Source organism: Kitasatospora sp. NPDC001175 (assembly GCF_053598215.1).
This window is the reverse complement of record NZ_JBSFJU010000017.1, coordinates 65221-84388: the sequence shown is the minus strand read 5'-3', so window position 1 is coordinate 84388 and position 19168 is coordinate 65221. Positions and strand designations below refer to the sequence as shown.

Genomic DNA, 19168 nt, shown 5'->3' with positions numbered 1-19168 from the left:
AACTCCGGCTCAGCCTGACCGGGAACGCTGGCGTCGGTGCGCGTCCCGGACGGCTGTGGCCACCCGGTCGACCAGTTCCGCGAGCGCCGCGCGGACTGCGGCACTGAGTCCGGGGCCGAGGCCGAAGTCCTCGCCCTCCACTGCGTGGACCACGAGTTCGAGGGGCATCCGGTCGAGCGCGGCTGCCAGGGCGACGGTCTCGCCGAGGCCCAGGCCGTGGCTGCTGGCCGGGCCGCTCGCGCACCTGGCGGTCGTCTCGGCGTCCAGGGTGTGCAGCCGCCCCGGGTGGCCCGGGTGCCCGTGCACGGTCTCGACCACGATCACGCTGTCACGGCCGTTCCAGAGGCCGAGCATCCGCCCGGGCTCGCCGTCGCTGACGATGAGCAGCGTACCCTCGGGCACCGTGCTGCTCAGCGCTTCGACGACGGCCGGTCCTGCTCCGTCGTCCCGGCGGTAGGGGTTCCCGACGCCGATCACGACCACGCGGCCCGTCACGCCCGGTCCACGGTCAGGTCGAGGAAGTGGGCTGAGCAGGAGATGCACGGGTCGTGGTTGCGGACGGCCCGTTCGCACAGACCGGTCAGCTCCTCGTCGGTGGGGGGATCGCCGGGCCGGTCCAGGCGCGCCTGCACCAGCCGCCGCAGGTCCTCCTCGATCGCCGCCTGGTTCTGGGCGGTCGGCGGGACGATCCGGGCGAAGGTGAGGGTGCCGTCCGCGTCCATGGCGTAGCGGTGGTAGAGCAGGCCGCGCGGCGCCTCGGTGGCGGCGCAGCCCTCGGCCGCGCGCGGCGCCACGTCGACATGCGGCCGGGGCGGCGGTTCGTAGGCGCCGATGATGTGCAGCGCCTCCTCGACCGCGTGCACCACTTCGACGGCGCGGACGACGATGCTGCGGAAGGGGTTGCGGCACACCGCGCCGGTGGCCGGGTCGCCGAGGCCGGCCGCCCGTGCGGCTTCGGCGGCGGTCAGGTGCAGCCAGCGGCCGCTGATGGCATAGCGGGCGAGTGAGCCGGTGAGATGGCGTCTGCCGTCCAGGCTCGATCTGAGGGCGGTGGAGTGGGGGACGTGTTCCTCCACCACGTGCTGTTCGAACTCGCCGACGGGGAACCGGCGTTGTGAGTTCGCCTGATTCGGGGTGGTGCCGTCGGCCGGGCTAAGGACGGTGGGCGCACCGGAGTCGATGGCGTACCGGCCGCTCTCCTGCATGGCCAGCAGTTCGCAGTCGATTTCCGCGTCGGGGAAGTCGAAACCGGCCACCCAGCGCACCGTCTCCAGTGCGTCGTCCCGCACTCGGCGCAACTGCTCGGCCAGCGGTGCGAGTTCGCTTCGCGTCGGTACCCGGTAGAAGCCGCCGAGCCGGACGTTGACCGGGTGGATGGCGCGGCCGCCGAGCAGCTCCATGACGGCGTTGCCGGCCTGTTTGATCCGCAGTCCCCGCTCGACGGGTCCGCGTTGCTCGCGGGCGAGTTCGACGGCGCTGGGGTGGCCGTGGAAGTCGGGGGCGTGGAGGAGGTGGATGTGCAGGGACTGGCTCTCGATCCACTCGCCGTAGTAGAGCAGGCGGCGCAGCTCGGCGAGTTGGCCGTCGACGGTGACACCGCAGGCGGCCTCGATGGCCTGGCAGGCGGTCATCTGGTAGGCGACGGGGCAGATTCCGCAGATCCGGGAGGTGATGTCGGGTGGTTCGGTGTGCCCTCGGCCGATCAGGAATGCCTCGAAGAAGCGCGGCGGTTCGTAGATCCGCAGGCGGGTGTCGGTGACCTCGCCGTCACCGATCGCCAGGTGCAGGGCGCCTTCGCCCTCCACTCGGGCGAGTGCGTCCAGGCGCAGGATCCGCTCTCCCCGGTGGCTCATCCGGTCTCCCTGTCGGTGGAGGTGTCCTGGTTGACGAGGCCGGGTAGTTCGGCGTACTCGGGGGAGGCCGAGTTGAAGGTCCGGAAGACCCGCACGACGTCCCGTTCGCTCATGCCGTCGTGCTGGAGCTGGCGCACCATCGCCGGCATGTTCAGGGTGTTGGACGGCCCGAAGCAGCCGTAGCAGCCACGGTCGTAGGCCGGGCAGATGGCGCCGCAGCCGGCGTGGGTGACGGGGCCGAGGCACGGGGTGCCGTGGGCGACGGTGATGCAGGTGGTGCCGCGGCGTTTGCACTCGTAGCAGACGCTGTGCGCCGGGATGTTCGGCTTGCGTTCGGCCAGGTAGGCGGTGATCACCTCCAGCAGCTGGCGGCGGTCGATCGGGCAGCCGCGCAGCTCGAAGTCGACCGGTACGTGGGCCGAGATGGGGGTGGAGGTGGCCAGCGTGGCGATGTACTCGGGGTGGGCGTAGACGGCGGCGCGGAACTCCGTCACGTCCGCGAAGTTGCGCAGGGCCTGGACGCCGCCGGCGGTGGCGCAGGCCCCGATGGTGACCAGGCGGCGGGAGATCTGCCGGATGCGGCGGATCCGCCGGGCGTCCTCGGCCGTGGTGACGGACCCTTCGACCAGGGAGAGGTCGTACGGTCCGACGCCCTCCAGGCCGGCCGGGCCGTCGTCACCCGTACCCTCGGCGCCGGACATCTCCAGGAAGTGCGAGATCCGCACCCGGTCGGCCAGGCCGAGCAGTTCGTCCTCGCAGTCGAGCAGGGTCAGCTGGCAGCCGTCGCAGGAGGCGAACTTCCAGACCGCGAGGGTGGGGAGAGTGTCGTCGGTCATCTCACAACTCCCGCACGGCGAGGAGTGGCCCGGATCGGGCGTAGTCGACCACCGGTCCGTCCAGGCAGAGCAGGAGCGGTCCGAGCTGGCAGTGGCCGCAGTGGCCCGTGCCGCACTTCATGTTCCGCTCCAGCGACACCTGGATGCGCCGTGCGGGCACACCCCGTGCGAGCAGCGCCTGCGCGGTGTGGCGGATCATCACCTCAGGTCCGCAGAGCAGTGCGCGGGTGTCGTCGCCGAGCGGTCCGGCCCGGTCGAGCAGTGTGGTGACGACGCCGACCGCGCCCTGCCAGCCGGGGGTGGGGCGGTCGACCGTCACCTCGACCTGGGCCGAGGTCCGCCAGCTTTCCAGCTCGTCCCGGTAGAGGAGGTCCCCGGCGGTGCGGGCGCCCACCAGGACGCGGAGATCGCCGTACCGTTCGGGGTGGTCCAGCACCTGGTGCACCACCGGGCGCAGTGGAGCCAGTCCGATGCCGCCGGCGATCACCAGGACGTCCGTTCCGGTCGCCGAGTCCAGGTCCCAGCCGGTGCCGTAGGGGCCGCGCAGGCCGAGGACATCGCCGGGGCGCAGTCGGCACAGTGCTCCGGAGACGGCGCCGACCTCGCGCACGGTGTGCACCAGGGCGCCGTCGCGGCCTCGGATCGCGCTGACCGAGATCGGCACCTCGCCGACGCCGAAGGCGTGGACCATGGAGAACTGCCCCGGCAGGAAGGCGGGCAGCGCCGTTTCGACGGGCTGCAGTTCGAGCGACACGGCGTCCCCCGTCTCCGGCCGGAAGGCGGTCACCCGGTACGGGAGCGGTGGCGTGACGGTGCTCATGGCGCGCCCGTGCGAGGTGCGTAGAGGTCCAGCAGGCGGATCCGGGTGGCCCGGAGCCGTTCGCCGATCACCTCGGCGCAGCGCAGGGTCAGCTGGTACCCGAGGGCCGGGTCCGCCGTGCAGAGCGCTCGGACCTCGTCGGCGGGGAACTCCCAGGCGTCCACCGGCCCGAGGGCCTGGGCCCCCAGGTGCCAGCGGTACGGCGGGAAGAGCCAGGACCAGCCGAGGAGTTGGCCCGGACCGACGGTCTGCACGACCGGCGGCGGGCGGCCGGGGACGTACAGGTCGAGGGCGACCTCACCGGAGCGGATCAGCCAGAAGCGGTCGGCCTGCCCTCCCTCGTCGAACAGCCGCCCGCCCGGGGGGAACGAGTTGTCGCGGGCGAGGGCGAGCAGCCGGTCCCGGTGTGCCTGGGGCAGCGCGTCGAGCAGGAACGGCAGCTCGGTCATGCCGGTTCCTCGCCGTCGTCCGCCGGTCGGCCGGCCCAGTCGTGCAGGGCGGCCGCCTCCTCGGTGATGTCGATCGCGACGGGGCACCAGACGATGCACCGCCCGCAGCCGACGCACCCCGAGGAGCCGAACTGGTCGTACCAGGTGCCCAGTTTGTGGGTGAGCCACTGCCGGTAGCGGCTGCGCGAGGAGGCGCGCACCGTTCCGCCGTGCAGGTAGGAGTGGTCCAGGTCGAAGCAGGAGTCCCACAGCCGCCAGCGTTCGGCGTGGTCGCCGGTCAGGTCGGTGACGTCCTGGGTGGTGGTGCAGAAGCAGGTCGGGCAGACCATGGTGCAGTTGCCGCAGGTCAGGCAGCGGGACGCGACGTCGTCCCAGCGCGGGGCGTCGAGCGTGCCCGCCATCAGCTGGTGCAGGTCGGCCTCCGGCATGGTGCGGCCCATCCGGTCGGCGGCGGCCGAGACCCGCTCGTGGGCGGCCGCACGGGTGGCGTCGTCGGCCCTTCTGCCGGGGAGTTCGGCGAGGACGTCGGCGCCCTCCGGGCTGCCGCTGCGGATCCAGAACCGGTGGCCGTCCTCGTCGTCGACCAGTTCGGTGAGCACCAGGTCGTAGCCAGGGCCGGCCGCCGGCCCGGTGCCCATGGAGACGCAGAAGCAGGTACCTCCGGGCTCGGTGCACTCCACCGAGACCAGGAACGCGCCCGAGCGCCGGCCCTGGTAGGTCGAATCGGCGTGCCGGCCTCCGGTGAGCACCCGGTCCTGGATCGCGATGGCCCGCAGGTCGCACGGTCGGACACCGAGGAAGGCGTAGCGGGGCGTCGGGGGGTCGTCCGCCTCGAAGGTGAGCTGTCCGTCGGCTCGTTCGGCCCGCCACTGGCGGACCCGGGCGGGGTGCAGGAAGGTCTTCCACGACTGCGGTCCGGCCGCGTTGGCGAAGGCCGCCGGGTCCGGCCGTTCCCGCAGCCGGTACTGCCCCGCCTCGAGTTCGACACCCCAGCCGTACGGCAGGCTCTCGGCGGACTCCAGCTCGTCGAGCACGATGGCACCGCCCCGTACGGTCGGGCCGATCACGGTGAAGCCGCGGGAGCGCAGGACGTCGACCAGGGCTGCCAGGCCTTCGCGGTCGATCACGGCCTCGTCGGCCGCCGGAGTGACCGGGGCGCTCATCAGGGCGTCCGCTCGTCAGTCATGGACCCGCGCCCGCCCGCGGGTGCCGGGGTTCCTCCAGCTGTTTCCGATCCGAGCCACTTCACTGCGGGGTACCTCCCTCTCCGGTTGTTCCGGTGCCGCGGACCTCTGCCGCCGTCCCTTCCCGCCACCGGCCCATCTGTTGCACAGAACCGCCCTGATGAGCAGGATTTCGGGCCCGACACAGCGCCGATAGGGCCGTACGGGCAGGCATCGGCCCGCTCATGGCCCGGTCACAGCCCGAGCGGCATCGGACGGCCGGCCGGCACCTCGGCCTGGTGCAGGTCGTGGACCACCGGTTCCCGGCCGCCCAGCACCCGGGCCCGTTCCTCGTCCCGGTGGTCGACGGCGACGACCAGGGCGAACCCGCTCCGCTCCCCCGCTTCCAGGGCGGCGGGCGTGTCCGCGAACACCGCCGCGTGTTCGGGCCGGGTGTGCAGCAGGCGCAGCGCGAGTTGGAGCAGCGCCGGGTTGGGCGGTCCGGCGAGCCCGTAGTGCTCGGTGTCCTCGGCGTCCACACTGACCGCCACCAGGTGGTCGAGGCCGGCCCGGTGCAGCATCGCCGGACAGTGCTTGCCGCTGGAGAACGCTCCCACCACGACGCCCACCGCCTGCAGGTCGAGCAGGACCCGGTGGGCGCCGGGACGGGCCTGCAGCCCTTCGGCGTCCAGCAGTTCCGTGAAGCGCTGGTCCTCGTGGTCGGCCAGGATCCGGCGCAGTTCCGCCTCGGCCGGGCCGAGATGGTTGCCGGCGAGGTCGACTCGACGGGTGGGCGGGCGGAGCAGCGCGGCCGCGATGTCCTCGTCGAGCAGGCCGGCCAGGTGGGCGGGCAGGTCGGCCGAGGTGGCCAGTGGGGGCCGCGCGTCGCCGGTGGCGCGGGCGTACTGGGCGGTGAAGGCGTGCAGGGTGTCGCGCCAGGCGGTGGTGCGCAGCGGCAGGGAGTCGGTGAGCACTCCGTCGGCGTCGAACACCGCTGCGTTGATGCGGCGCGGGTCCAGGAGCACCGTGACGGCGGAGCCGATCATGCCTCGGCCCGCCCTTCGATGTCGTCGAGGTCCCAGCGGAGCCGGTCGGTGAGGCCGGCGATCCCCTCGATCCGGGCGAGTTGGAGGCAGAGCGCGGCGGCGTCGCCGCGGGTGCGGGTGCGGCCGGCGACGGTCAGGCGGCCGCGTTCGCATCTGATGTGCAGCGAGCTCGGGACGACGCCGGTGCCCGGGGTGAGGGCGAGGGTCAGTGCCTCGTTGCGCATTTGCTCGTCGTCACGCCGCAGGGCGTCCAGGAGGTCGTGTGGTGAGACCATGCCGGTCAGCCGGTCCTCGCCGTCGACCACCGGCAGGTGGTGGATCGACCTCTGGTGGACGGTGGCCACTGCCTCGGCGACGGTCCGGTCCTCCGCCACGGTGACGGCCGGCGCGGTCATCAGGTCGCGGGCGAGGAGCTCCGCCGTGTTCGGCTCGGCGTAGGCGGCCAGCAGGTCGGAGGCGGCGACGACGCCGGTCACGGTGCCGTCCGGGGCGACGACGGGCAGGACGCCGCGCCGGGACGCGGTGATGGCGGCAACCATGGTGGCGAAGTCGGTGTCGGGGGTGACTGCGACGGCAGGGCGGCTCATGCAGGTCCGGACGAGGGCCCGGCCGGGGATGCGCGTGTGGCCCGGGTCGGCGAAGCCCACGGTCGAAGTGCCGTCGAGGATGCTGTGGTTCATGGTGCTCAGTCCTCTTCGGCGGCCGCCGGGCGGCGGAGCCGTCGCAGGTAGGGGTCGAAGGACGGCCTGGGTTCCAGCCGGGCCCGGGCGTCCACGCAGAGCACTCCGTCGGGCCGGGCGATCAGCGGGTTGAGGTCGAGTTCGGCGAGCTGTGGGAGGTCGGTGGCCAGGTGGGAGAGCCTGGCGAGGACGTCCTGGACGGCGGCCAGGTCGACGGCGGGTGCGCCCTGGTGGCCCGACAGCAGTGCGGAGCCGCGCAGTTCGGCGGGCATGGTGGCCAGGTCCCGTTCGGTCAGCGGGGCGAGCCTGGCGGCCCGGTCGTCCAGTACCTCGGTGGCGGTGCCGCCGAGGCCGAGGAGGACCAGTGGTCCGAAGACCCGGTCCTGGACGACTCCGGCGAGCAGTTCCAGCCCGGGTGCGGCCATCGGCTGGACCACCACGCCGGTGAGCCGGCTGCCGAACCGTTCGGTGAACTCCCGGAAGGTCTGGCGGACTTGGGTGTCCGTGGCCAGGCCGGTGCGGACCGCGCCGGCCGCGCTCTTGTGGACCTGGCCCGGCCAGTACGCCTTGAGCACGACCTCGCGCCGGTGTCCGAGCTGTCGCAGCGACTGGGCGGCGACGACGGTTCCGTGTTCGTCCGGGGTCCAGATCGAGATGGTCAGCGGTAGGCCGTAGCAGTCGAAGAGCTCGACGGTCAGGGCCGGGTCGAGCCAGCCGCCGCCCGGGTTCGCGGTGAGGAAGGACTCGACCAGGCGCCGGGCCGCGGCCGGGTCGCAGCCGGGCGGGGCCGCGGCCTCGGGGCTGGGCGGCTCGGCCAGTCGGCGGGCCCGGTCGCGGGCGTGGGCGAGCGCCCGCGCGGCGTCCTGCGGGTCGGTGTACGAGGGGATGTGCCCGCCGTCGGCGCAGGTCAGCAGGCGGACCGGTACCTCCTGGCTGAGCAGTACGGCGGCGAGGGGGATGCGGCGGTGCGCGGGGCCGTCGAGCAGGGCGCGGAGGGGATCGTCCTGCGCTGCGGTGGTCAGTGCGGTGGGGACCAGGCAGACCAGCAGGGCGTCCACCGCCCGGCTGCGCGACAAGGTGTCCAGGCAGGCGGCGAGTTGGCCGGGGGTCACGGCTGCGGTGGTGTCCACCGGGTTGGCGGTCGAGGCGCTGCCGGGGAGCAGGTCGCGCAGCTCGGTGACCAGGTCGGAGGGCAGTTCGAGCTGGGTCAGCCCGGTGTCCGCGCAGGCGTCGGCGGCCAGGATGCCGACACCGCCCGCGTTCGAGACGACGGCGACCGCGCAGCGTGCCGAGGGCAGCGGCTGGCTGTGCAACAGGGCGGCGGTGTCGACGAGTTCGGCGATGCTGCGGGTCGCGGTGATCCCGGCCTGGCGGAACAGGGTCTCGCGGGTGACGGTCGGGGTGGCTGCCGCGGCGGTGTGCGAGGCGGCGCCCCGGCGCCCTGCGGGCGAGCGTCCGGCGTCGACGGTGAGGATCGGGAACCTGCGGGTGACCCGGCGGGCGGTGCGGGAGAAGGCGCGCGGGTTGCCGAAGGACTCCACGTGCAGCAGGGCGAGGTCGGTGCGGCCGTCGCTCTCCCACCACTGCAGCAGGTCGTTGCCGCTGACGTCGTACTTGTCACCGAGCGAGACGAAGCTGGAGACCCCGATGCCCAGCCAGGCCAGCCGCTCCAGCAGCGCGATCCCGACTCCGCCGGACTGCACCGCGACCCCGGCCGTGCCGGGCAGCGGGAAGGCGCCGCCGAACTCGGCGTCCAGTCGGATCGCGGGGTCGGTCTGGGCGATGCCCAGGCTGTTCGGGCCGACCAGCCGCATCGAGTGGCGGCGGCAGACGTGCATCAACTGCCGCGCGGCATCGGCGTCCAGACCGGAGGTGAGTACCACCAGCGCCCGCACTCCGGCCCGGCCGCACTCCTCGGCGGCGCTCGCCACCGCGATCGGCGGCACCGCCAGCACGGCGAGGTCCGGGGTGCCGGGCAGGGTGCTCGGCGAAGGGTAGGCCCGCTCGCCCGCGATCTCGGCGGCGTACGGGTTGACCGCCCACAGCTCGCCGGTGAAACCGGCCTGCCGGATCTTCAGCAGCACGGACTGACCGACCGAGCCCGGCCGCCGGGAGGCACCCACCACCGTGACGGACGCCGGGCGCAGCAGGGCGGCCAGGCTGGCGACGTCGGCGCTGCGGCCCCGCTCGTCCACGGCCTCGCGGTAGTGCTCGTCCGCCTCGTCGAGCGGGACGTGGACCCGTACCTCGCCCTGCTCGAAGCGGCGGCGCACCGGCAGGCCGAGGTCGGAGAAGACCCGGTGCACGGCCCGGTTGTCCGCGAGGGTGTCGGCCTCGAAGGTGTGGATGCCATTCTGCCGTGCCGCGTGGACCAGGTGTTCCAGCAGCAGGGTGGCGACGCCCCGGTGGTGCCAGTCGTCGGCGACGGCCAGGGCGAGTTCGGCCGCTTCCGGGTGTCCCGGGACCGTCTCGCAGTCGGCCTCCCCGACCAACTCTCCGCCCGCCCAGGCGCCCAGTGCCAGGAGCTCGGGTCTCGGCGGCCCGGACAGCCGCTCGGCCGCCAGTTGCGGGGCACGCCGACTCGCGCCGAAGAAGCGCAGCCTGCGACTGTCATCCGACATCCGCTCCGCGTGCAGTCCGAGGACGGCCGCGTGGTCGGACGGTCCCAGTGGCCGGATCGACACGGTGGTCCCGTCGGCGAGCAGCGCCTCGACGGAGCGCGGCGGGTGCTGAGCGGTGGACATGGCGCCTCCTCGGTCCATGGCGCTCCCGAGCAGTACACCTCCACCATCCGTCCCCGCCGCGCGGTCCCGACAGGGCCGACCGACCCCGGGGCTTCCCCGACCGATCCGCGCGAAGGGGCCGCCCGGTCCCGCCCAGCGGTCCGAACGGCCCTCCCCGGCAGTGGCCCGGGCCACCGAGGCTGGAAGCAGACCGGTGAAGTGCCGGCTCCGAACCGAAGGGAGCTCCCGATGAACGGCTCCACAGCCCCGACCGGCACCGGAAGCCGCCGCCCCGTGGTCGTGGGCGTCTCCCGCTCCGAGGCCAGCCGCTGGGCCGTGCGCTGGGCCTGTGACGCCGCCGCCTGGCGCGGCCTGCCGCTGCACCTGCTGCACGCCCAGGACTGGCCCACCGGCATCTCCCCGCAGACTGAGCCCGGACGGCCCGGGCACCACCGGCTGATCACGCTGCGGGCCCACGGCGAGGAGCTGCTCGAGACCGCCCGGCTGCTCGCCGCCGAACGCCACCCCGAGCTGGAGATCACCTCCCGGCTCGTCGAGGGGCGACCTGTGCGCGTGCTGCGCGAGGCCGCCGAAGAAGCGGCGCAGCTGGTCCTGGGCGGCCGGCACCTCACCGAGCCGCAGGCCACCTTGATGATCGCTTCCAAAGGCGCGTCCCTGGTGGGCCATCCCCCGTGCCCGGTGGTGCTCGTCCCCGAGCCCGAACCGGACACCTCCGGCGCCGGCCCGGTCGTGGTCGGCATCGACGGCTCCGCCGCCTGCGAGGCCGCGATCGGCTTCGCCTTCGAGGAGGCCTCGCTCGGGCAGACCGACCTGCAGGCGGTCGAGGTCCGCCGCCCGCGCGAGGCGGACCGCCCCGATCTCGTGGAGGAGTCGCTCCTCGACCTCTCCGAGTCGCTCGCCGGCTGGCGCGAGAAGTACCCGGACGTCCGGGTCAGGCACGAGGTGCTCACCGGCGACCCCGCCCAGATGCTCGCCACCGCCGCGCGGCACGCCCGCTGCCTGGTGATCGGCAACCGGGGACTCGGCGGCTTCCAGGGCCTGGTGCTCGGGTCGACCGGGCGCGTCCTGGTCAACCGCTGCCACCGCCCGCTCGTGGTGGTCCCGAGCGGATCCCGAAGCCGGTAACGAAAGGGAGCAGGCCATGTTCATGCAGCACGCGGGCTCGGCCGGGAAGTACCCGACCGGCGCCGGCGACCTCGGCCGCCGCATCGCCCTACGCAGGCAGCAGCTAGGGCTCAGCCGCCGGGAGACGGCCGCCCGGGCGGGCATGGCCGAGACGTACCTGGAGTACGTGGAGTCCTCGCCCGCCGCCGTCGACATCGCCGCGCTCACCAGGCTGGCCGGAACGCTCGGCACGACCCCCCAGCAGCTGCTCGGCGGCGGCCTCGACCTGCCGCCGGGCCGCGGACGGGCGAGCACCCGTCCGGTGCTGACCGAGCTCGGTGCTGCGGAGTGCTGGGCCAGGCTGGCTCCGGGCGGCGTCGGCCGCGTGGCCCTTAGTACCTCCGAGGGGCCCGTCGTCCTTCCGGTGAACTACCTGGTGCTGGACGGCATCCTGGTCTTCCGCACCACCGCGACCGGGTTGCTGGCCTCCGCCGTGGGCACGAACGTCGCCTTCGAGGTCGACCGACTGGACGAGGCGCTGAGCACCGGCTGGAGCGTCCTCGCCACCGGCACCACCGCGATCCTGGAGGACCAGGAGACCATCGAACACCTCACGCACCGCGGCTTCCCGACCCCCTGGGCCGGAGGAGATCGCGACGTCTGGGTCCGGATCGAGCCCACCGCCGTGACCGGCCGGATCATCCGGACCGAGCAGACGCCACCGCCGTCGGCCTCCAACCACTGAGCGGGGTGACGGTGCGCCGCTCACACTGGAGGCAGGCCGAGCGGAGGAGGCCAGCCAGGTGGACGCAGACGCCCGCGCGCACTCCTCCGCGCCCGGGGCACGGAGGGCGCCGCTCTCGGCCGCGGAGCCGGCGATGCCCGACCCCTGGACGCTGCGGTACGAGGGATTCGATCCCGTCCAGGAGGGCCTTCGCGAGGTCCTGTGCGCCGTGGGGAACGGCTACCTGGTCACCCGGGGCGCCGCCCCCGAGTCCCGGGCCGACGGCGTCCATTACCCCGGCACCTACCTCGCCGGGTGCTACGACCGCGCCACGTCCGCCGTCGACGGGCACCTCGTCGACAACGAAGATCTGGTCAACTGCCCGAACTGGCTGCCGCTCACCTTCCGCCCCGAGGGCGGCGAGTGGTTCGCCGGCCCACCCGTACGGCAGCGTCTGGAGCTGGACCTGCGCCGCGGTGTGCTCACCCGGCACGCGCTGGTGGCGGACCCGCAGGGCCTGCGCACCCGGATGGTCCAGCGCAGGGTCGCCAGTCAGGCCCAGCCGCACCTGGTCGCGCTGGAGACCACACTGGTGCCGGAGAACTGGTCCGGCCGGCTGGAGGTCCGCTCCGCGCTCGACGGGACGGTGACCAACACCGGCGTCGCCCGCTACCTCGGCCTGGCCGACCGCCATCTGGTCCCGGTCAGCCAAGGTTCGGGCGACGACGGCCTGCTCCGGTTGGAGGTCACCGCCGCCGGATCACCGCTGCACATCGCCCTCGCCGCGCGCACCCGGGTACACCACGCGAACACGCCGCTCCCGGTCGACCGCATCGGGGAGGTCGAGGACGGCTGGGCCGCCCAACTCCTCACCCTGGACGCCCTCATGGGCCGACCGGTCACCGTGGAGAAGACCGTCGCGGTGTACACCTCCCGCGACCCGGCGATCGGCGCTCCGCTGCGGGCCGCCCGGCTGCTCGCCGCGCAGGCCCCGGGCTTCGACCGACTGCTGGCCGAACACGCCCTGCGCTGGGCCGAGTTGTGGCGCCGCTGCCGGATCGAGGCCGACTTCGACGGCATCGGCTCGCTCCACCTGAACCTGTTCCACCTGCTCCAGACGTACTCCGAGCACTCCGTGGACCTCGACGTCGGCGTTCCCGCCCGCGGCCTGCACGGCGAGGCCTACCGCGGCCACGTCTTCTGGGACGAGCTCTTCGTCCTGAGGCTCCTCAACCTGCGCTTCCCCGAACTCACCCGGGCGGTCCTGCGCTACCGCCACCGCCGCCTGGACGCCGCCCGCCAGGCCGCCCGCCAGGTGGGCCTGCGCGGTGCGATGTACCCCTGGCAGAGCGCGAGCGACGGCCGCGAGGAGTCCCAGCGGCTGCACCTGAACCCGCTCTCCGGCCACTGGCTGCCCGACCACAGCCACCTGCAGCGGCACGTCGGATCCGCCGTCGCCTACAACGTCTGGCAGTACTACCAGGCCACCGGCGACCTCGACTTCCTCGCCACCGCCGGCGCCGAGATGCTCCTGGAGATCGCCCGCTTCTGGTCCTCATCCGCCACCTACGACCCCGGGCGCGGACGGTACTCGATCCGCGGCGTCCTCGGCCCCGACGAGTACCACGACGCCTACCCCTGGGCCGAGCGGCCGGGGGTGGACGACAACGCGTACACCAACGTCCTGGCCTCGTGGGTGCTGGCCCGGGCACTCGACACCGTCGAAGCGCTGCCCGGCTACCGGCGCGAGGAGCTCCTGGAACGGCTCGCCCTCGGCCCGCAGGAGCTGGACCGCTGGCAGGAGGTCAGCCGCCGACTGCACATCCCCTTCCACGACGGCGTGCTCAGCCAGTTCGACGGCTACGAGCGGCTGGCGGAGTTCGACTGGGCGGCGTACCGGCAGCGGCACCCCGATCTGAGGAGGCTGGACCGGATCCTGGAGGCCGAGGGGGACAGCGTCAACCGCTACAAGGCGTCCAAACAGGCCGACGTCCTGATGCTCTGGTACCTGTTCTCCGCCCGCGAGGTCCGCGACCTGCTGCGCCGACTCGGCTACCCGGCCGGGCACGAGCTGCTGCGCCGCACCACCGGCTACTACCTGCGCCGTACCGTGCACGGCTCGACCCTCAGCTCGGTGGTGCACGCCTGGGTGCTGACCCGCTCCGACCGCCGGGCCTCCTGGCGCCACTTCCGCGACGCGCTGACCGCCGACCTCCGGGACGTCCAGGGCGGCACCACCTGCGAGGGCGTCCACCTGGGCGCCATGGCGGGAGCCGTCGACCTGCTCCAGCGCTGCTACACGGGCCTGGAGATTCGCGAGGACGCCCTGTGGCTCGACCCCCACCTGCCTTCCGCGCTGGGCCACTTGGAGCTCGACCTGCGCTACCGGGGCCACTGGGGCGTGGAGCTCGCGCTCGACCACCGGCAGATCACGGTCAGCCTGCGCGAGAGCCGCCAGGAACCGGTCCAGGTCCGCTTCCGGGGCTCCCCGGTCGCCATCCGGCCCGGCGAGAGCCACCGCTTCACCCTCTGAGCGGGCCCGGTCTGCCGCGCCGGCCCGGGCGGCTCACCCGCCGCCCCGGCCGTGCGTCCGGCCGGACCACAGCGGCTCCACCTGTTCCTCCCCGCGCCGCCAGGCCCGACCTGCCGGTCCGTCCCGGGACCGGCGGCCCCACCCGGAGGGGCGGTCGGCCCCTGGCCGGCGGTACGGCCGTGCGATGCCATGGAGGTAGCGGCCCGCCCCGGGCACATGGCGGAGCCCTGGTGAGTCAAGGAGCATGAGATGAAAGCCGCAGTGGGAGACCGGATCATCGTGGAGGGCACCCGGCCCGGCGTCACGCGCCGCGACGGCGAGGTCGTGGCGCTGCACCACGCCGACGGCAGCCCGCCCTACGACGTTCGCTGGTCGGACACCGGACGGGTGTCGGAGTTCTTCCCCGGCCCGGACGCCAGGGTCCACCACTACCCGCAACCGGGCCCCGAGAAGGAGACCGTGGAACCCGGAGGCCCACACCTCTTCGCGGACTGACCACTTCGAGGCACCGGTGTCACGGCCGCGAAGGGCGCGACCTGGCCGCACCGGCCCTCGCGGGGCTCATCGGCTTCGCGGTCGCCCACCTCCTGAGTGCCCGAGGTGTTCCGGCTCCAGGAACCAGCGACTGGCACCCCGACACGACGTGGGCACAGTCCTCGCCACCGACGAGGCATACACCCGATCCGCCCGCCGCAAGAAGGGCACCAAGCCACGATGAACCGCTACGAACGGTAAAACGGCAAGCTCAGGCATCGGGGAAGAGGGGCCAGCCGGACATCAGACCGCCGTCGATGGTGAGGGTCTGGCCGGTGATGTAGCTGGCCTTACCGGAGCCGAGGTACTGGACGGCCGCCGCGATCTCCTCGGGGGTCCCGGGCCGGCCCAGCGGGAGCACGGCGTTGACTGCGGCGCGGACCGCGTCGGTGCCGGTGGCACGCTCGTACATGCCGGTCTGCGTATAACCCGGGGCGACCGCGTTGACACGGATGCCGTACCTGGCACCCTCCAAGGCGGCGGCCTTGGTGATGCCGATGACGGCGTGCTTGCTGCCCACGTACAGGGCGAGGTCGGGGTAGCCCATCAGTCCGTACGTGGAGCTGACGTTGATGATGCTCCCACCGTCGGCCTGCGCCTGCATGACCCGGAACTCGTGCTTCAGACTGAGCAACGTGCCCTTGACGTTGGTGTCGAAGGTTGCCTGATAGGCCTCGGCACTCACCTCGGTCACCGGCATGATCCTGCCCTCGGTACCGGCGTTGTTGAAGGCGACGTTCAGACGTCCGAAGCGCTCCACGGCACGATCGACCAGGTTCTCGACGTCGGCGTCGTAGCGTACGTCCGCGTTGACGAAGAGCGCACGCCCACCGCTCCTCTCCAGCTCCTCGACGAGCGCGTCGCCGACGTCCTGATGTCGGCCGGAAACCACCACGTCCGCACCCTCGCGGGCGTAGGCGAGCGCGGTGGCACGGCCGATTCCGGTCAGCGCGCCGGTGATGAGAACAACGGGAGTGTCCATGCCGTGCTCCTCTGCTCTGGACCTGCGGAGGGATCCAGGAAGCGTGGAAGGCCGCGAACCCCAGATCGGTGCGGGGGAGCGACCTCAGATCCCCGCGCTGCGGACGTCCGCATGAACCCGGGCTGCCAGATCGGCGAGTTCGCCGGCATCCCGCGCGTTCGCCTGGAGGTCGAGAAGCACCTCGTCCGCCCCTGCGGCCGCATAGCCGGCCGTGTCCTGGACGATCTGCTCGACCGTGCCGACGAAGGGCTGTCGCTCGGCATCGCGGACCGGGGCTTCGGTGATCCGGATGTTCGCCCTCGCACAGATCTGAAGCGCGCTCGCATCGCGGCCGTACGACGCGGCCCGCTCTCTGATCTCACGCCACCGGGACGCCAGTTGCTCGGGTGTGATGCCTGTCGGCAACCAGCCATCTGCACGGCGGGCCACCCGGTCCAAGGCCTTGCCGCCGGACGCCGCCAGGTAGACGGGGATGGGGTGCCCGGGCTTCGGCCCGACCTCGGCGTCGTTGATCACGACATGCCTGCCCTGGTACGACACCGGGTCCGGGCCCCACACCGCCGCACAGACGTCCAACAACTCGTCCAGCACGGCTCCGCGCTCCTCGAAGGGGGCGAGCCCGGCGGCCGCGTACTCGTCCAGCGACCAGCCCGTCCCCAGCCCCGCGACCACCCGGCCGCCGCTCGCCGCATCCAGCGTCGCAAGCGCGCGGGCGAGCTGGAACGGGCCGTGGAAGGGCGCGATCAGCACACTGCTACCGAGCCGGGCCCGCTCGGTCGCCGCGGCGGCGAGTGAGAGGACCACCAGCGGATGGGCAACCGACCGGTAGGAGTCCGGCCAGGCCAGCCCTGGCACGTCGTACAGGCCCTGCCGCGGACGTTCGGGGAACAGCACCCGCTCGAAAACCCACAGGCTGTCGTAACCGATCCGCTCCGCTGCCCTCGCCGCCTCTGCCGGAGCGTGCGCGAGGTCGTACCACTTCATCTGCGGCAGCCCGAATCCCAAACGAATCGCCATGGACCGATCCTGGCTTCTGGTGCTCCAGGCCGCAGCCGCTGTACCGCCGTCCGCAGGATCCGATGCCGCCCGACATCCTCCCCCGGAGAGCTACTCTCCTCCGTGCCGGTTCACGCAGGGCCTGGCGGCGTTCGTCGAGCGGGAGGGGCATGCGAAGGCGCCGAGGGCCCCCAAGGACGGTGGGACGTCGCCAAGCACCTGGCTCAACAACCGGTAAGGTCCTCCGGACGCGTCCGTGCAGTCGGCCGCTGACCGTACGGGTCTCGCGAGGGCTCGGTGTGCCGCCCGTTCTCAGCCGGTGGAGCACTCCAGACGGTCGGTGACCGACACCACGCCGTCCACCGAGCGGCACAGACGCAGCACGATCGGCACCAGGTGGGGTTCCGCGATGGTGCCGCTGAGCGTCACCCTGCCCTGGTCGACCTCGACACCGACCTGCGCCGGGCTGACGCCCGCCACCTGGGCGAGGACGTCCTCCACGATCTCGTTGCGGATGGCGTGGTCGTCACGGAGGAAGACCCGCAGCAGATCGCTCCGGCTGACCATGCCCACCAGGCGGCCGTTTTCGTCGACCACCGGCAGTCGCTTGACCTGGTGCCGGTTCATCAGCCTGGCGGCGGCCACCACGCTCGTGCTGGGCGAGGTGCAGATGGCCGGGCTGGTCATCAACTCCCGTGCGGTGGCGGCTTCCCGACCCCCGGCTGCGGGCTCGGCGAGCAGACCGGACGGGTCGTCCTGGGCGGCCTGTACCCGCATCAGGTCCGCCTCCGAGACGATGCCGATCGGGCGGTCGTCGCCGTCGACCACCGGCACGGCGGTGATGCCGAACTCGGTGAGCAGGGCCAGGACCCCCCGGAAGCCCGTCTCGGGCGCCACCCGGACGACCTCGCGGGTCATCACGTCCACAACGCTGCGGTGCTGCATCAACCGTCACCTCTCCCACCGCCTGCCCCGGCACGTTCGCCACATGTGCTGGTTCCACGATGCCCCGGGCCCGGGACACGTCACGAGGGGCTCCAGGGCCTCGGTCCGGGGGCCCAACGGCCCATGGCCGGGGCGACACCCGCGTCCCGTCGGCCGGTGCGATCGGAATGGCGGTTGCGAGAGGGCCGGTGGACCCACCGGGCACAGGCCCTGAGGCGGATGGCACAAGGACGTCGGAGTGGGAAGGTGGCCGGGTAGGAGCCCCCTGGAGGTGGTCGCCCGACCGGTCCGCCGGACCCTCCGACGGTGTACCGGCTTCGGACCCGCCGGCCGTTAGGCCACGTCCGGAGAGCCGTCCCGCCACAACCGGAGTCAGCGCCATGTCGAACGCCCGCATCACCGACCTGTACGAGGTGACGATGGCGCACTCGTACCTGCTGGAGGGGATGACCGCCCCGGCGACGTTCAGCCTCTTCGTCCGGAAACTGCCTCCGGACCGCGGTTTCCTGGTCGCGGCCGGACTGGAACCGGTCCTGGACCACCTGGCCGAGGTGCGGGTCGACGAGGAGGACGTCGCGGCGTTCGCCGCCGCGCTCGGCCGCCCCGCGCCGGAGCTCGCGCCACTGCGGGGGCTCGGCTTCACCGGCGAGGTACGGGCCGTGCCGGAGGGGCGGATCGTGCTCGCCGGGGAGCCGCTGCTGGAGGTGACGGCGCCGATCGCCGAGGCGCAGCTGGTCGAGTCGTACCTGCTCAACCAGGTGTGCCACCAGACGGCGGTCGCGTCCAAGGCGGCGCGCTGCGTGATCGCGGCGGCCGGGCGGCCGGTGGTGGACTTCTCGCTGCGGCGTACCCACGGCGCCGACGCCGGTGACCAGGCCGCCCGGCTGGGCGCGCTGGTGGGCTTCGCGGGGACCAGCAATGTCGCCGCCGCCCACCGCTACGGGCTGCCCGCCGTGGGCACGATGGCGCACTCGTACATCGAGGTGTTCGGCGACGAGGCGGAGGCGTTCCGGGCGTACGCGCGCGCCCACCCGGGGCCGGTGACCTTCCTGGTGGACACCTACGACACCGGGGCCGGGGTGGCGGTGGCGGCCCGGGTGCTGCGCGAGCTCGGGCTGCACCAGGGCTGCGGGGTGCGGCTGGACAGCGGGGATCTCGGAGCACTCGCGATGGCGGCGCGGCGGATCCTGGACGCGGCCGGGCTACCCGGGGTGCGGATCACGGCGAGCGGCGGCCTGGACGAGTTCGCCGTCGAACGGCTGGTCCGCGAGCGGGCACCGATCGACCTGTTCGCCGTCGGCACGCTGGTGGGCGTGTCGGCGGACGCGCCGTACCTGGACGCGGCGTACAAACTGGTCGAGTACGACGGTCGGCCGATGATGAAGCTGTCCGCGGCCAAGGCCACCACTCCGGGCGCGAAGCAGGTCTTCCGCGGCCCCGGTTTCACGGACACCATCGCGCTGCGGGACGAGCCGGCGCCGCCCGGCGCCCGGCCACTGCTGGAGACGGTGATGGCCCACGGGCAGCGCACCCGGCCGCCGCGTCCGCTCGCCGAGGCCCGCTCCGCCTTCGAGGCCGACCTCGCCCGGCTCCCGCCCGCCGCGCGCCTGATCGCCGGCCCCACCCCGCCCGAGGCCGCCGTCTCCGACCGGCTGCGCCGGTTCAGCGCCGAGGTACGGCGGCAGCTCGAAGCAGGGCTGCGCTCCGGACGGGACGTGCCCACCCTGCAACACTGACCGAGCACGGCGGACGAGGAGCC

Annotated in this window: 17 protein-coding genes; 5 read left to right on the top strand and 12 right to left on the bottom strand. The window is 73.2% G+C overall.

The window, feature by feature from the left end; translation table 11 throughout:
* Positions 1-9: 9 nt before the first annotated feature.
* From ACWDAK_RS15375 to ACWDAK_RS15335, 9 genes are all read right to left on the bottom strand, one after another.
* Positions 10-495 carry a hydrogenase maturation protease gene (locus ACWDAK_RS15375; protein ID WP_427393625.1) on the bottom strand — a complete coding sequence of 162 codons (486 nt, stop codon included), beginning with the start codon at positions 493-495 and terminating at the stop codon, positions 10-12.
* On the bottom strand, positions 492-1853 hold the full coding sequence (locus ACWDAK_RS15370) for a Ni/Fe hydrogenase subunit alpha (protein ID WP_344636640.1): 1362 nt from the start codon (positions 1851-1853) through the stop codon (positions 492-494). The genes ACWDAK_RS15375 and ACWDAK_RS15370 overlap by 4 nt, the downstream gene beginning before the upstream one ends.
* On the bottom strand, positions 1850-2689 hold the full coding sequence (locus ACWDAK_RS15365) for an NADH-quinone oxidoreductase subunit B family protein (protein WP_427393624.1): 840 nt from the start codon (positions 2687-2689) through the stop codon (positions 1850-1852). Before ACWDAK_RS15365 ends, ACWDAK_RS15370 begins: the two co-directional genes overlap by 4 nt.
* 1 nt (position 2690) lies before the next feature.
* Positions 2691-3509, bottom strand: coding sequence for an FAD/NAD(P)-binding protein (locus ACWDAK_RS15360; protein ID WP_344636638.1), 819 nt, complete (start codon positions 3507-3509; stop codon positions 2691-2693).
* On the bottom strand, positions 3506-3958 hold the full coding sequence (locus ACWDAK_RS15355; protein ID WP_427393623.1) for a cyclic nucleotide-binding domain-containing protein: 453 nt from the start codon (positions 3956-3958) through the stop codon (positions 3506-3508). Before ACWDAK_RS15355 ends, ACWDAK_RS15360 begins: the two co-directional genes overlap by 4 nt.
* A complete protein-coding gene (locus tag ACWDAK_RS15350; protein WP_427393622.1) occupies positions 3955-5121 on the bottom strand; it encodes a 4Fe-4S dicluster domain-containing protein in 1167 nt (388 codons plus the stop codon). The genes ACWDAK_RS15355 and ACWDAK_RS15350 overlap by 4 nt, the downstream gene beginning before the upstream one ends.
* Before the next feature lie 254 nt (positions 5122-5375).
* Entirely contained in the window at positions 5376-6167 is a 792-nt protein-coding gene (locus ACWDAK_RS15345) for an HAD family hydrolase (RefSeq protein WP_344636635.1), read from the bottom strand.
* A complete protein-coding gene (locus tag ACWDAK_RS15340) occupies positions 6164-6847 on the bottom strand; it encodes a CBS domain-containing protein (protein WP_427393621.1) in 684 nt (227 codons plus the stop codon). Before ACWDAK_RS15340 ends, ACWDAK_RS15345 begins: the two co-directional genes overlap by 4 nt.
* A 5-nt stretch (positions 6848-6852) precedes the next feature.
* A complete protein-coding gene (locus tag ACWDAK_RS15335) occupies positions 6853-9591 on the bottom strand; it encodes a bifunctional acetate--CoA ligase family protein/GNAT family N-acetyltransferase (protein WP_344636633.1) in 2739 nt (912 codons plus the stop codon).
* 228 nt (positions 9592-9819) lie between these two features.
* On the opposite strand from ACWDAK_RS15335, the gene ACWDAK_RS15330 reads away from it, so the two are divergent.
* From ACWDAK_RS15330 to ACWDAK_RS15315, 4 genes are all read left to right on the top strand, one after another.
* On the top strand, positions 9820-10716 hold the full coding sequence (locus tag ACWDAK_RS15330; RefSeq protein ID WP_344636632.1) for a universal stress protein: 897 nt from the start codon (positions 9820-9822) through the stop codon (positions 10714-10716).
* Positions 10717-10732: 16 nt separating this feature from the next.
* Positions 10733-11440, top strand: a complete 708-nt coding sequence (locus ACWDAK_RS15325) for a helix-turn-helix domain-containing protein (RefSeq protein ID WP_427393620.1) — start codon at positions 10733-10735, stop codon at positions 11438-11440.
* A gap of 133 nt (positions 11441-11573) precedes the next feature.
* Complete coding sequence (locus ACWDAK_RS15320) at positions 11574-13952, top strand: glycoside hydrolase family 65 protein (RefSeq protein WP_427393653.1); 2379 nt, start codon at positions 11574-11576, stop codon at positions 13950-13952.
* 249 nt (positions 13953-14201) lie between these two features.
* Entirely contained in the window at positions 14202-14447 is a 246-nt protein-coding gene (locus tag ACWDAK_RS15315; protein ID WP_344636629.1) for a DUF1918 domain-containing protein, read from the top strand.
* A 250-nt stretch (positions 14448-14697) separates the two neighbouring features.
* Here ACWDAK_RS15315 and ACWDAK_RS15310 read toward each other — a convergent pair whose 3' ends face one another.
* The 3 genes from ACWDAK_RS15310 to ACWDAK_RS15300 all read right to left on the bottom strand — a co-directional run bounded on the left by ACWDAK_RS15310 (position 14698) and on the right by ACWDAK_RS15300 (position 17409).
* Positions 14698-15468: an SDR family NAD(P)-dependent oxidoreductase gene (locus ACWDAK_RS15310; RefSeq protein WP_427393619.1), complete on the bottom strand. Its 771-nt coding sequence runs from the start codon at positions 15466-15468 to the stop codon at positions 14698-14700.
* An 84-nt stretch (positions 15469-15552) separates the two neighbouring features.
* Entirely contained in the window at positions 15553-16485 is a 933-nt protein-coding gene (locus ACWDAK_RS15305) for a TIGR03619 family F420-dependent LLM class oxidoreductase (protein ID WP_427393618.1), read from the bottom strand.
* A 291-nt stretch (positions 16486-16776) separates the two neighbouring features.
* Complete coding sequence (locus ACWDAK_RS15300; RefSeq protein WP_427393617.1) at positions 16777-17409, bottom strand: CBS domain-containing protein; 633 nt, start codon at positions 17407-17409, stop codon at positions 16777-16779.
* A gap of 380 nt (positions 17410-17789) precedes the next feature.
* Here ACWDAK_RS15300 and ACWDAK_RS15295 point away from each other — a divergent pair, with 380 nt between their 5' ends.
* Positions 17790-19145: a nicotinate phosphoribosyltransferase gene (locus tag ACWDAK_RS15295; RefSeq protein WP_427393616.1), complete on the top strand. Its 1356-nt coding sequence runs from the start codon at positions 17790-17792 to the stop codon at positions 19143-19145.
* Positions 19146-19168 lie beyond the last annotated feature (23 nt).